Source organism: Roseateles sp. So40a, from assembly GCF_048081605.1.
Classification (GTDB): Bacteria; Pseudomonadota; Gammaproteobacteria; order Burkholderiales; family Burkholderiaceae_C; genus Roseateles.
Genome location: NZ_CP182288.1, coordinates 3,455,128 through 3,468,400 on the forward strand (window position 1 = coordinate 3,455,128; position 13,273 = coordinate 3,468,400).

At 66.4% G+C, this 13,273-nt stretch carries 14 protein-coding genes; all 14 read right to left on the reverse strand.

The annotated features are described in order from the left end of the window. Positions 1 to 29 precede the first annotated feature (29 nt). The 14 genes from flhF to ACNI65_RS15770 all read right to left on the reverse strand — a co-directional run bounded on the left by flhF (position 30) and on the right by ACNI65_RS15770 (position 12,872). Positions 30 to 1,670, reverse strand: a complete 1,641-nt coding sequence (gene flhF, locus ACNI65_RS15705) for a flagellar biosynthesis protein FlhF (RefSeq protein ID WP_416757840.1) — start codon at positions 1,668 to 1,670, stop codon at positions 30 to 32. A gap of 38 nt (positions 1,671 to 1,708) precedes the next feature. Then, positions 1,709 to 3,796 (reverse strand): flagellar biosynthesis protein FlhA, encoded by a 2,088-nt coding sequence (gene flhA, locus ACNI65_RS15710; RefSeq protein WP_416757842.1) that lies wholly within the window; start codon positions 3,794 to 3,796, stop codon positions 1,709 to 1,711. Between the two features lie 141 nt (positions 3,797 to 3,937). Then, positions 3,938 to 5,134, reverse strand: coding sequence for an EscU/YscU/HrcU family type III secretion system export apparatus switch protein (locus tag ACNI65_RS15715; RefSeq protein ID WP_416757843.1), 1,197 nt, complete (start codon positions 5,132 to 5,134; stop codon positions 3,938 to 3,940). Between the two features lie 155 nt (positions 5,135 to 5,289). After that, positions 5,290 to 5,928 carry a protein phosphatase CheZ gene (locus ACNI65_RS15720; RefSeq protein ID WP_416757844.1) on the reverse strand — a complete coding sequence of 213 codons (639 nt, stop codon included), beginning with the start codon at positions 5,926 to 5,928 and terminating at the stop codon, positions 5,290 to 5,292. A 16-nt stretch (positions 5,929 to 5,944) separates the two neighbouring features. Then, positions 5,945 to 6,337 carry a chemotaxis response regulator CheY gene (cheY, locus tag ACNI65_RS15725; RefSeq protein WP_092947725.1) on the reverse strand — a complete coding sequence of 131 codons (393 nt, stop codon included), beginning with the start codon at positions 6,335 to 6,337 and terminating at the stop codon, positions 5,945 to 5,947. A 46-nt stretch (positions 6,338 to 6,383) separates the two neighbouring features. Further along, entirely contained in the window at positions 6,384 to 7,331 is a 948-nt protein-coding gene (motB, locus tag ACNI65_RS15730) for a flagellar motor protein MotB (protein ID WP_416757846.1), read from the reverse strand. A gap of 15 nt (positions 7,332 to 7,346) precedes the next feature. Further along, positions 7,347 to 8,204, reverse strand: a complete 858-nt coding sequence (motA, locus tag ACNI65_RS15735) for a flagellar motor stator protein MotA (RefSeq protein WP_416757847.1) — start codon at positions 8,202 to 8,204, stop codon at positions 7,347 to 7,349. A gap of 118 nt (positions 8,205 to 8,322) precedes the next feature. Next, positions 8,323 to 9,081: a class I SAM-dependent methyltransferase gene (locus ACNI65_RS15740; protein WP_416757849.1), complete on the reverse strand. Its 759-nt coding sequence runs from the start codon at positions 9,079 to 9,081 to the stop codon at positions 8,323 to 8,325. 10 nt (positions 9,082 to 9,091) lie between these two features. After that, a complete protein-coding gene (gene flhC / locus ACNI65_RS15745; protein ID WP_416757851.1) occupies positions 9,092 to 9,628 on the reverse strand; it encodes a flagellar transcriptional regulator FlhC in 537 nt (178 codons plus the stop codon). 56 nt (positions 9,629 to 9,684) lie between these two features. Continuing rightward, positions 9,685 to 10,008: a flagellar transcriptional regulator FlhD gene (flhD, locus tag ACNI65_RS15750; RefSeq protein WP_099861627.1), complete on the reverse strand. Its 324-nt coding sequence runs from the start codon at positions 10,006 to 10,008 to the stop codon at positions 9,685 to 9,687. A gap of 165 nt (positions 10,009 to 10,173) precedes the next feature. Then, positions 10,174 to 11,205 (reverse strand): glycosyltransferase, encoded by a 1,032-nt coding sequence (locus ACNI65_RS15755; protein ID WP_416757852.1) that lies wholly within the window; start codon positions 11,203 to 11,205, stop codon positions 10,174 to 10,176. A 10-nt stretch (positions 11,206 to 11,215) separates the two neighbouring features. Next, on the reverse strand, positions 11,216 to 11,752 hold the full coding sequence (flhC, locus tag ACNI65_RS15760; protein WP_416757853.1) for a flagellar transcriptional regulator FlhC: 537 nt from the start codon (positions 11,750 to 11,752) through the stop codon (positions 11,216 to 11,218). A 68-nt stretch (positions 11,753 to 11,820) separates the two neighbouring features. Further along, positions 11,821 to 12,144, reverse strand: a complete 324-nt coding sequence (gene flhD / locus ACNI65_RS15765) for a flagellar transcriptional regulator FlhD (RefSeq protein ID WP_091722388.1) — start codon at positions 12,142 to 12,144, stop codon at positions 11,821 to 11,823. A 236-nt stretch (positions 12,145 to 12,380) separates the two neighbouring features. Continuing rightward, complete coding sequence (locus tag ACNI65_RS15770; protein ID WP_416757855.1) at positions 12,381 to 12,872, reverse strand: tetratricopeptide repeat protein; 492 nt, start codon at positions 12,870 to 12,872, stop codon at positions 12,381 to 12,383. Positions 12,873 to 13,273 lie beyond the last annotated feature (401 nt).

The window sequence follows — 13,273 nt, forward strand, 5'->3', positions numbered from 1 at the left end:
GCTCAAGGCAGGCCTCGCTGCCCCGTCGATCAGTTCATGCCCATGGGGGAGCCGGCGGCGCCGGCCATCGATCCGGCGGTGAAGATCAGGTTCACGTCCGACGCGTCCACCCGCCAGGCCGACTGGCCGTGGCTGCGCAGCGCGCGCTGCACCAGCGCCTGCGACGACAGGCGGTGCCAGTCTTCCGGCACGCGCTGACCGTTGGTCACGCCCAGCACCCGCAGCTTGTGACGGATCACGGTGTCCAGCGCCGGGGCCAGCTTCACCGCCTCGTCCAGCTTGGACAGGATCACGCCCTGCGCCTCGGCACCGCGCCAGGCACCGACCACGTCCTCGATCGTCTCGCCCTGCTGGGCGGCGTTCACGACCAGGATGCGCTTGATGTTCTTGTGCGCCAGCATGTCCAGCAGCTCGGCGGTCCGGCTGTCGCGTTGGGCCGTGCCGGCCGTGTCGATCAGCACCATCTTCTTGCTCGACAGCAGATCCAGCAGGTCCTCCAGCGACGCGCGGTCATGCGCCGTGTGCACCGGCACGCCCAGGATGCGGCCATAGGCGCGCAGCTGTTCATGGGCGCCGATCCGGTAGGCGTCCAGCGTGATCAGGCCCAGCTGGCTCGCGCCGTACTTGGTCGCGAAGGCCGCGGCGATCTTGGCCGTCGTCGTCGTCTTGCCGACGCCCGTCGAGCCGATCATCGCGAACACGCCACCCTGGTCTTCCAGCGCGGGCATCTGCTCGGCGGTCTGCACGTTGCGGGCCAGCACGTTCGAGGCCCAGGCATGCGACTCGGATTCCTCGGTCATCGGGGCCGGCAGGCCCTCGACCAGCTTGCGCACCAGCGCGGGCGAGAACCCGGCGTCCAGCAGCTTCTGCGTCAGGCGCGCCTGCGCGGGCTGGCGCTGGAGCTTCTCCATGAAGGCCAGCGCGCCGAAGCGCTCCTCGATCATGCCCTTCATCGCGCGCAGCTCGGTCATCATCTCCTGCTCGCGGCGCGAGGAGGCCGGCATGTCGTTCAGCGGGTGAGCGCCCATGCCACCGAAACCGTGACCGATGCCGCCCAGGTCGGCGACCGGCTGCTGCACGCGGATCTCGTCGCGCAGCACGGGCGGCACGATGCGCGCGGCCGGGGCCGGCGCGGGAGCCTCGTAGGCGCGCTCGTCGACACGGCGCGCGCCCAGCGTCTGCATCGCGGCACGGGCGCGCTGATCGCGCTGCGCGGCCATCGAGGCGACGGATTCATTCATCTGCGCCTGCGAGTACGCAGGGGCCGCCGGCTCGTCCATCATCGGATCGGGCAGGCCGTTGATCTCGGCCGAGCGACGCTTGAGCATGCGCTCGCGCACGTAGTCCTGGAAGGACAGCGTGCTCATGGCCATCGTGTTCACGTCCTCGCCGATCGAGCCGTTGAAACCGGGCTCGGCGCGCTGCGGCTGATGCTGTGCGGCGGCGGGCGCGGCGAGACGCTGCTTGAGCGCCTGGCGGGGCTGGGCGTCCTGACGCGGCTGCGGCGAGGCCTGGCGGGGCGCGGCGGCGGCACGCGGGGTCGAGGCGGCGACGCGCTCGATCTGCGACATGCCTTCCGGCGCCATCGCCAGCACTTCCACCCCTTCCGGGCAGGGCTTGTTCGAGAGCACGACCGCGTCGTCGCCGAAGGCCTGGCGGACCAGGGACATGGCTTCGCGGGAATTGCGGGCGGTAAAGCGTTTGACGTTCATGCCGTGCCTCCGATGATGGAGCCGATGCGGATCGTGTGCGTTTCAGGAATCTCGCTGTGTCCCAGGACCTTCAGCCGCGGCGCAGCGCGCTTGAGCAGTCGGGCCAGGGGCGCGCGGATCAGGTCAGGCACCAGCAGGCAGGCGGGCAGGCCACGGTCCTCCTGGGACTGGGCGGTCTGGGCGGCACTCCGCGCAAGCGTGTCGGCCACACCGGGATCCAGCGCCGCGCCGTGAGGCGAGTGCAGGGCCTGCGTGACCAGGCGCTCCAGCTCCGGATCGAGCGCGATGACGTCGAGTTCCTTGGCCGGACCGTAGATCTGCTGCACGATCGCCGGAGCGATGTGGATGCGGATGCGACGGGCCAGCTCGGCCGGATCGTTCGTCTGCGTGGCGTTTTCGGCCAGGCTTTCCACGATGGAACGCATGTCGCGGATGTGCACGCCCTCTTCCAGCAGGAACTGGAGGACTCGTTGCAGGGCGGCGACATTGACCATCTTTGGAATCACGTCTTCGATGAGCTGAGGCGCTTGCTTGGTGAGGTGATCCACCAGCTGCTGGGTTTCCACCCGGCCCAACAATCGGGCCGCGTGAACTTGCAGCAAGTGTGAAAGATGCGTGGCCACCACGGTCGCGCAATCAACGACGGTAAAGCCCGCCATTTGCGCCATATCCCGTTGCCGCTCCTCGATCCAGACCGCCGGCAATCCGAAGGCGGGATCCGTCGTCGCGGTCCCGATCAGCTTCTGCGTCGCGTGACCGGGGTTGATCGCCAGCCACATGCCCGGATAGGCCTCCGCCTCCCCGATCACCGCGCCGCGCAGCGTCACGCGGTACTGGCTGGGCCGCAGCTCCAGGTTGTCGCGGATGTGCACCGACGGCGGCAGGAAACCGATGTCCTGAGCAAACTTGCGGCGCACGCCCTTGATGCGGCTCAGCAGGTCGCCTTCGCGCGACTTGTCCACCAGCGTGATCAGGCGGTAGCCCACTTCCAGGCCCAGGGTGTCCACGGCCTGCACGTCGTCCCACGAGGCCTCGGCGTCCGGATTGGGCGCGCCCGGCACCGGGGCGGCCGGCTTGCGTGCCTCGGCGGCCTGCTTGGCCTGCTCCTTGGTTCGCAGCCAGTACGCCAGATACCCCATGGCGCCGGCGATCATCAGGAAGACCAGGTGGGGCATGCCCGGGATCAGGCCCAGCAGGCCGATCACGCCGGCGGTGATGGCCACGGCCTTGATCGAGCCGAAGACCTGCGAGCCGATCATCTGGCCCACGTCCTTGTCCTTGCCCACGCGCGACACGACCAGCGCGGACGACACGGAGATCAGCAGGGCCGGGATCTGGGCGACCAGCGCGTCGCCGACGGCCAGCAGGATGTAGCTGTCGGCGGCCTGCCCGGCGGACAGCCCGTGCTGGACCACGCCGATGACGAAGCCGCCGATGATGTTGATGAACAGGATCAGGATGCCGGCGATCGCGTCGCCGCGCACGAACTTGGAGGCACCGTCCATGGAGCCGAAGAAGTCGGCTTCATCGCCCAGCTCGGCGCGGCGGCGCTTGGCTTCCTTCTCGTCGATCAGGCCGGCGGACAGGTCGGCGTCGATCGCCATCTGCTTGCCGGGCATCGCATCTAGGGTGAAGCGCGCGCCGACCTCGGCGATGCGCTCCGCGCCCTTGGTCACCACGATGAAGTTGATGACGACCAGGATGGCGAAGACGATCAGGCCGACGGCGAAGTTGCCGCCGATCAGGAAGTGGCCGAAGGATTCGATGACCTGGCCCGCGGCGCCGGCGCCGGTGTGGCCCTCGAGCAGCACGACGCGGGTGGAGGCGACGTTCAGCGACAGGCGCAGCAGCGTGGTGATCAGCAGGACGGTCGGGAAGGCCGCGAAGTCCAGCGGCTTGACCATCTGCGAGGCCACCAGCATCACCATCACCGACATGGCGATGTTGAAGGTGAAGAACAGGTCGAGGGCGAACGCGGGCAGCGGCAGCACCATCATCGACAGGATGATGATGATCGCGATCGGCGCCCCGAGCGCCTGCACGATGGCGGCGCGGGGTCCGAGGAGATTCTGCAAACGGGCCATCAGCTCGTTCATCGGGGGTGCCTTCTACCTGGAAACTGCCGGAGGGGACGTCGATCGCCCGGTGTGAGCACCGAGCGACGCCATTGTTCGGCGAGACCCGGGTTTCCTTTAGCCGGATAAGGGGGGAAATCCCCCCCGAAATCAGCCCGGTTGCGCCTCGGGGAAGCGGTCGTCGAGCTCGTCCTCGGGCGGCGTCCAGCCCGGCTTCTTGTGCGGGTCGAGGTCGTCGGGCACCGGCGGATTGGGCACGGCCTGCGGCGCCATGCCCTGGCCCTTGAGCGCGGCCTTGAGCTGGTAGACGTAGGCCAGGACCTGCGCCACGGCGCCGAACAGCGCGCCGGGGATCTCCCGGTCCAGCTCCGCGTGGGCGTACAGGGCACGGGCCAGCGCCGGCGCCTGCAGCACCGGCACCTTGTTGTCCTTGGCGATGTCGCGGATCTTGAACGCCAGCAGGTCCAGGCCCTTGGCGACGACGCGCGGCGCGCCCATCTTGGATTCGTCGTAGGCGATCGCGACCGCGTAGTGGGTCGGGTTCATCACGACCAGGTCCGCCTTGGGCACGGCCTGCAGCATGCGGCGCTTGACCAGCTCGCGCGCCTTGTGCCGCATCTTGTGCTTCATCTCCAGGTTGCCTTCGGCTTCCTTGAGCTCGTTCTTGGCTTCCTCGCGGGACATCTTCAGGCGCTTCAGGTACTGGAAGCGCTGCAACGGCACGTCGATGATGGCGAACAGCGCCAGGCACAGGCCCAGCAGCGTCAGCCCGCCCATCAGCTGCTTGCCGGCGAAGGCCAGCGCCGAAGGCAGCGGCACGGACATGATGCCGATGAACCCGGCGATGCGGTCCTTCAGCGCGATCGCGCCCACGATGCCCAGCACCAGCGACAGCGCCACGGCCTTCAGCGCCGTGATCAGGTTCTGCATCTGGAACAGCTTGCCGATGCCGGTGATCGGGTTCAGGTTCGAGAACTTCGGCGCCAGCGGCTTCATCGTGAAGTTCCAGCCGCCCGAGGCGATGTGCGCCGCGATCGCGGCGATCGCCAGGATGATCAGCGCTGGCAGGCCCAGCACCACGCCCTGCCAGGTCAGCGTGGACAGCCGCTCGGTCATCATGCCGGCGGTGCGCAGCTGTTCGGCATCGAAACGCAGCGCGCCTTCCACCATGCGCTGCAACGTGTCGACGGCGTACGGCATCGACGTGGCGAACAAGGCGCCGCCCGTGGCCATCACCGCGAAATGCGGCAGGTCCCGGGAGCGCGGCAGCTGACCCTCCTTGCGCGATCTTTCGATCTTTTTCTGCGAGGCGGGTAAGTTGCGATCTTGTGCGTCTGAATCGGCCATGTGCGTGGAGGGGCCGCGACTCCATGCCGCAGCGCCGCCATTGTTTGGCCGGGAGGCTGGTCGCCTTTGCCCGATAAGGGGCGGAAATCTGCCCCAGAACGCAGAAACCCGCGCCAGGCGCGGGTTTCATCAGGGGCGAAGCGGGGTTTCTGGAATCAGAAGCCCAGCGAGGCCAGCAGGTCGTCGACCTCGGACTGGTTGGCCACCACGTCGGCGCGGCCTTCCGGATTCACGACCGGCCCTTGCAGGATGCTCGGGTCGACCTTCTCGCGCTGTTCCGGCGGGACCACCGAGACCAGCAGTTTCACCAGCGAGTCTTCCAGGTCATTGGCCAGCGTCACGACCTTGGCCACGACCTGACCGGTCAGGTCATGGAAGTCCTGCGACAGCATGATGTCGGTCAGGTGCGTGTCGATCTTGGAGGTCGAGCTCTCGACCTCCTTGACGAAGTTCAGCACCGCGCCCGAGGCCACGGCGCGCACCGGATCCGCGGTGATCGCCTGGGCCATCGCATTGGCGGCCTCGGAGATCTTGGCGTGTTCGGCCTTGGCCTGGTCGACCGAGTTCAGCACCTTGTTGGCGGCGTCGGCGGTCTTGTTGGCGATGTAGGTCAGACGGCTGCGCGCGTCGGGCAGCCCGTCGGTGGCGACCTGCAGCTTGGGCATCACGCCCAGCTGCTGCATCGTGTCGTGCAGCACGCGGGTGATCGTGCCGATCTGTTGGAACACCTCGGGCGAGACCGTCAGCGGCTCGTTCGATTGCGCGGTCAGTTTGGCCAGCTCTTCCATCTGCATGGTGGACTCCCCAGCGTCAGGCCGCAGCGGCCAGCTTCTGCATGATCTTCTGGACTTTTTCTTCCAGCGTGGCCTTGGTGAACGGCTTGACGATGTAGCCCGCCGCACCGCTCTGCGCCGCCAGGACGATGTCCTCCTTGCGCGCCTCGGCCGTCACCATCAGCACCGGCAGGTGCTTCAGCGTGGCGTCTTCCTTGATGGCCTTGAGCAGCTCGAAGCCATTCATGTTGGGCATGTTGATGTCGCTGACGACGAAATCGTATTTCGCCTGTTTCAGCATGCTCAGGGCCTCGACGCCATCTTCCGCCTCTTCGGCGTTGTTGTAGCCGATCTCCTTCAGCAGACCGCGCACGATCCGGCGCATGGTCGAGAAGTCGTCGACGATCAAGAATTTCATGTCAGTGCTCATGGCGTTCCTCTGAGGGGACTGGAGGGCTTTTATTCGATTCGGACCGTTATCGGCCCGCGGGCGCGGAACTTGAGACCTGCGGCGCGCTCGCCGCGGGGTCTTCCGGTTCCTCATCCTCGTCGGGCAGGTTCTTCAGCACCGCATCCTCGGCATCGCGATTCATCACGATGATGCTGATGCGGCGATTGACCTGGGCTTTGGGGTCTTTCACGTCCAGCAACTTGCTCGACGCCAACCCCTGCACGCGTAACACCCGGGCATCCGGCAAACCGCCCGCCACCAGCTCGCGCCGCGAGGCATTGGCCCGGTCCGCCGACAGTTCCCAGTTGCTGTATCCACGCTCGCCCGCAGAAAACGGCTGTGCATCCGTATGTCCTTCCAGCGTCAGCCGGTTGGGCACCTCGGACAACACGTTGCCGAGTTCCTGCAGCAACTCGCGCATATACGGTTTCACCACCGCGCTGCCGCTGTCAAACATCGGACGATTATTCTCGTCCACGATTTGGATCCGCAAGCCCTCGCGAGTCATGTCGAGCCGGATTTGCCCACCTAATGCCGCAATTCGGGGGTTGTCCGCGATGATTTTCTCGACCTTGTCCTTCAATTGCTGCAATCGCACGCGCTCGGCGCGGCGCTGCTCTTCCTTGAGGGCCTTGAGGTTGATGGTCTTGCGCGGAGACTGCACGTCGCCCGCCTTCACCTGGCCGGTCTGGCGCGTCAGGTCCTGACCGCCGCCCTTGATGATGTGCGACGCGTCACCCGAGCCCGACCCCCCGAACATCGCCACCTTCAGCGGCGAGGCGAAATAGTCCGCGATGCCCTTCTTGTCGCCCTCGGTCGTGGAGCCCAGCAGCCACATCAGCAGGAAGAAGGCCATCATCGCGGTCACGAAGTCCGCGTACGCGATCTTCCAGGCGCCACCGTGAGCGGCATGGCCGCCCTTCTTGACGCGCTTGATGATGATGGGCTGGAGTTTCTTGGCGTCACCGGCCATGGTGATTCACTCCGTTCACTTCTTCTTCACGTGGCCTTCGAGCTCGGCGAAGGTCGGGCGCTCGGTCGAGTACAGCACCTTGCGGCCGAACTCGATGGCGACCTGCGGCGCGTAGCCCTGCATCGACGCCAGCAGCGTGGTCTTGATGCACTGCAATTCCTTGCCCGCCTCGTCGACCTTGGCCTCGAGCGCGCCGGCCAGCGGCTCGGCGAACGCGTAGGCCAGCAGGATGCCGAGGAAAGTCCCCACCAGCGCCGAGCCGATCATGCCGCCCAGCACCGCCGGGGGCTGACCCACCGAGCCCATGGTGTTCACCACGCCCAGCACCGCGGCCACGATGCCGAAGGCGGGCAATCCGCCTGCCAGGCGCTGCAGCGCGATGACCGCCAGGAATGCCTCGTGGTGGTGCGTGTCGATCTCGGCGTCCATCAGGGACTCGATCTCGTGCGCGTTGAGGTTGCCGGAGACCATCATCCGAAGATAGTCGGTGATGAACTCCGTGACATGGTGGTCATTGCCCACCGTGGGGTATTTCTGGAACAGCGGCGAGCTGTGCGGATCCTCGACGTCCTTCTCGATGGACATCAGGCCTTCCTTGCGGGCCTTCTGCAGGATGTCGTACATGAGCGCCAGCAGCTCCATGTAGCGCGCCTTGGTGTACTTGCTGCCCTTGAAGCAGTCGCCCAGGCCCTTCATGGTGGCCTTCATGACCTTGGGCGGATTGGTCGCGAGCATGCCGCCGATCGCCGCGCCGAAGATGGTGGTCATCTCGAACGGCAGCGCGTGCAGCACCACGCTGATGTTGCCCCCGTGCGCGATGAACACGCCGAAGATGCAGGCCAGGGCCAGCAGCCAACCGATGATGACAAACATGGAAGTCGTTCCGTCCTTGATTGAAGCGGCCGCGCCCCGCGTCCATGCGCGGTCCCGGCCATCCCATCCCTTATCGACCGCCGCCCTGCCCGCTTGAGCCCGGCAGGGCGATGGGTGCTCAGCCCCGGAGATCCCTCACGCGATACACGTGAAGCGCGTGCCGCGTGCCGGTCTCAAGTTGCGCGAAGACCGCCTGACCCGGCAGCGGGAAATCCAGGCTGACCAGCCACGCATCGGGTCGCATCTCGCTGCGCGCCTTGTCCAGCGCGCGCGGCATCGATTCGGGCCGCTGGAAGAGATACACCAGGTCCGTGTCGCGCCACGACTGGGCCCACAGGTCGCCCCGGGCGATCTCGGCCCAGGGACAGCGCAGGCGGGCCAGCAGCCACAACACGGGACTGTATTCAATGCCGGCGAAGCGCACGCCCGGATAAGCGCGGCGAAGGGCCACCAATCCGTCGCCCAGACCGCAGCCCGCGTCCAGCACCCGCGCTCCGTCGTGCAATGGGAGACGCTCGGGCAGCGCGCGCAGCGCGTCGTGGGGGGTCGGGAACAGCGGGGCGTCGCTCCATCCGCGTCGCGGATAGGCCAGCACCAGCACCGCCAGCGGGATCAGCCAGATCCAGGCCGGCAGGTCGGTGCCGGTGAACAGCAAGGCCAGCGGGAATCCCGCGGCGACAATCAGGCGGCGCCAGGTCTGGCGGTGCAGCCCGGCCAGGATCAGGCCCAGGCCCGAGGCGACGATCGCCGCCGGCCAGTCCGGACCGAACAACCGCCATACGGCGAAACAGGCCGCCCAGCTCAGCAGCGCGAGCGCCGGCCAGCGCAGCCCGCCGGGGGCGCCGTCCGACGCGGGATGGGGAAGTCGGGCGCCCATGTCGGCGGTCTCAATGCATCTGGATGCCGCCAGCCGCCTTGCCCTTGCCGGCACGCGCCGGCGGGTTGCACAGGCCGCAGACGTAATGCTTGGCGACTTCGTGCGGATGCGTCACGAAGTGACCGCCGCACTTGCAGCACTTGGTCATCGTCAGCATGCCGTTGTCGACGAACTTCACCAGGCGCCACGCGCGCGTCACCGACAGCAGCTGCTCCAGGCCCTGCGCCTTGGTCTGCTCGTCGTAGAGCTGGAAGGCCTTGATGACGACGTCGATCTCGTCCATCTCGGCAACCTTGTTCAGGTACTCGTGGATGTTGAGGAACAGCGACGCGTGGATGTTGGGCTGCCAGGTCATGAACCAGTCGGTGGAGAACGGCAGCTGGCCCTTGCTGGGGCTCTTGCCCGAGACTTCCTTGTACAGGCGCAGCAGGCGCTCGTAGCTCAGGTCCGTTTCCGACTCCAGCACCTGCAGGCGGGCGCCCAGGTTGATCAGCGTCACGGCGCGTTCGATCTGCTTGGCTTCGGTCAGGATGGACTTGGTGCGCATGACGGTGTCTCCGGGCTTCAGTTCTTCGGGGCGGCGTCGATAACCAGCTTACGTGCTCAGGCGGCTTCCTGGTGGCGTCCAGCCAACAGGATCGAAGCATGCAGGCGGGACACGCTGTCGTTGGCGGCCGGCTTGCCGTGCGAGGTCAGCAGGCCCCACACCAGGTCGTCGTCCATGCGGAAGCGGCACAGCAGCGTGTTGCCCGAGGCGATCTTGAGCATCTGCGCGGCGCTCAGCGTGTTGAGCAGCGTGGCGGTCTCTTCCGAGATGCCCAGGCGATACAGCGCCTGCTCACGGTCCGCGCGGATCAGGCTCTGGGCCAGCATCAGGTACGACAGGTTGGCTTCGCGGATCTCGGCGAGGATTTGGTCGGCGTTCATCGTTCGGCTCCTGGGGGTGTTGGGGTGCTGTCGTCGTTTCGTTTCAGCGTGAGACGAACTGTAGAGACGCGGACACATTGCCAACATCAGGTCGCTTCCATCCCGGGGTTAGGGAGCGCGCCGACGCGTTTGTCAGATGAATTCCTACAAGCTGCCGGATCAGCGCTATTGCGCCTGTCCTTTTTGAACGATTGACGCCAGCAGCGCCAGGTTGTGCGACGCCAGGTGGCTGCCGCGTCCCGCGACCGCGCCCGGCTGGTCCGGACGCTCACCGATCTCCAGGCAGCGGGTCCATGCGTCCTCGATCATCGGGACCAGGACCTCGGCCTGCGCCGGCTCATCCGCCGCCCAATCGAGCATCAGGTCGCCCAGCGCGAAGAAGAAATCCGGCGACTCGGCGCACCGCGCCAGCTGCGATTCGGCGAAGACCATGCCGTCGGCATGGCGCTTGAGCGACTTCAGCCCGAAAAGCCGGCGAGCGGCCAGGTCAGACCACCATGCCGGCATGGCGGTCATTGCGGTCATGGCGCCCATCGCGCCGAGGTGCTGCTGCGCATTCGCGAAGGCGGCTTCCGCATCGGCGAAGCGTTCATAGACCGACAGGTCCTTGCCGAGCTGGTACCAGAGATAAGGATTCGACGGGTCGTCGGTGATCGCATCGCGAAGCAATTGTTCGTTGCGGCCCTGCTTCACGTGAAGCCGCTCAGGCAGGTAGCCGTCATGCGCGACCTGGATCGCCAGTGGCTTCACCGGCAGCGCGTGCGCGGGCTGCTCGTGGATGCGTCCCGTGTAGCGGATCGCGCCTGGCAGGACGCGGCTCAGGCGGGACCTCGCGGTGCCGCCGTCGAACTGATCCTGCAGGTCGATGGTGCCGACGAAGTCCGGCCGCGTGTCGCGCAGTGCCTCGAGCGCCGCGCCCTCCCCCACCAGCCATTCATCCGCGTCCAGCACGATGTGCCAGTCCGCCGACGCGGCGACGAGCGCGGCGTTGCGCGCCGCGGCGAAATCGTTGATCCAGCGGAAATGCTCGACGCGCGCTCCGAAGTCCTCGGCCACGCGCGCGGTGTCGTCGATGGAGCCGGTGTCCAGCACGAGCATCTCGTCCACGTACGGACGGACGCTGGCCAGGAGCCGGCCGATCGTCGCCGCCTCATCGCGGGCGATGACGACGACGCAGGTGCGCCAGCGCGAAGTCATCGCGCGCCGCTCAATGCATCTGGATGCCGCCAGCCGCCTTGCCCTTGCCGGCACGCGCCGGCGGGTTGCACAGGCCGCAGACGTAATGCTTGGCGACCTCGTGCGGATGCGTCACGAAGTGACCGCCGCACTTGCAGCACTTGGTCATCGTCAGCATGCCGTTGTCGACGAACTTCACCAGGCGCCACGCGCGCGTGACCGACAGCAGCTGCTCCAGGCCCTGCGCCTTGGTCTGCTCGTCGTAGAGCTGGTAGGCCTTGATGACGACGTCGATCTCATCCATCTCCGCGACCTTGTTCAGGTACTCGTGGATGTTGAGGAACAGCGACGCGTGGATATTCGGTTGCCAGGTCATGAACCAGTCCGTCGAGAACGGGAGCTGGCCCTTGCTGGGGCTCTTGCCCGAGACTTCCTTGTACAGGCGCAGCAAACGCTCGTAGCTCAGGTCGGTTTCCGATTCCAGCACTTGCAGGCGCGCGCCCAGCTTGATCAGCGTCACGGCGCGTTCGATCTGCTTGGCTTCGGTCAGGATGGACTTGGTGCGCATGGCTTGCTCCGGATTTCTATCGGATGTTCTCTGGCGGCAATTTCTCTGCCTGGGTCCTGATCAGCGGATCAGGCGGCTTCCTGGTGGCGGCCGGCCATCAGGATGGAGGCATGCAGGCGCGACACGCTGTCGTTGGCGGCCGGCTTGCCGTGCGAGGTCAACAGGCCCCACACCAGGTCGTCGTCCATGCGGAAGCGGCACAGCAGCGTGTTGCCGGAGGCCATCTTCATCATCTGCGCCGGGCTCAGCGTGTTGAGCAGCGTCGCGGTTTCCTCGGAGATGCCCAGGCGGTACAGCGCCTGCTCGCGGTCGGCACGGATGAGGCTCTGGGCCAGCATCAGGTACGACAGGTTGGCTTCGCGGATCTCGGCAAGGATCTGGTCGCTGTTCATGTGAGGGCTCCTGGGTGGCGTTGCTGCGATGGAATGAATTCTGAAGAAACCCCTCTTTTCCAGCTATCAGGTCGCCGCCAGTTCCCGCCTACGAAGCGGGACGACCGGCTTGTCAGACAGATTCCTACACGCTGCCAGCCGCCCAAAGCACAACCGCCGCGCGAAGCCCGTGTTGCCCGGGTCCGGCGGCGGTTTCCGAGGGAGACAGCCTGTCAGGCCGTCTCCGGTGAAAAGATTCAGGCGGCATGCAGGCGGGCCAGTTCGGTCTCGACGATCGTCATCAATTCCGGCGAATCGCGGCGCAGCATCTCCAGCGCCTGACCCTCGTTGAGGATGTTCAGCACCTCGATGGCGGCCTTGACCTCGCCCAGGCCCGACAGCGCGAAGCCCAGCGTGTACAGCGACGGCGCATGTTGCGGCGACAGCTCCACGGCGCGGTGCGCGTACAGCGCGGCATCGTTCAGCTGACCGGCGGCCAGCAGCAGCGCGCCGATGTCGGACAGCAGATCCACGCTCATCGGCGCCATTTCCAGCGCGTTGTACAGCAGGCTGACGCCGTCGCCGATGCGGCCCTGCGCGGCTTGCGCGTAGGCGGCGTTGCGCGCCTGGGCCAGCAGCAGGCGGGCCTCGCTGGATCCCGGACGGATGCCGGTGTGAACTTTGTCATCGATCGACGCGTCGATCATCGACACGGCGGACCGTGCCTCGGTGTGCGCTTGCAGTGGCATAGACCTCTCCATGGTCGCTGGACTCATCGATCGAGCCCGGTCTCGATGCCGAGACCGATCCCGGCGAAAGCGGGCCGACCCCTTGTCGACCACGCCGAGAGGCACTTTAGGGGGCCACCCCCGTGATCGAGCACACGAAAAGCACCACCTTTCCCCCTCAATCCTGACGCTGATGCGCCGTTAACCCCTTCATGTCCGTCGCCAGACCGACGCCCGGACACCGGTCCGGGTGAAAGTCAAACGACAAACAACGCGTTGCAAGACCTGCTTATCGATTGATCAAAAGTCTTGACAAATTGCCCTCAAGTTCTAAGGAGCGGGGTCCGATAACCAAAACAACGGGGCTGCTGAACGCAGCGATCAGCAAGCAAGGACAAGCAGTCCGAGTAGCAGATCGAAGC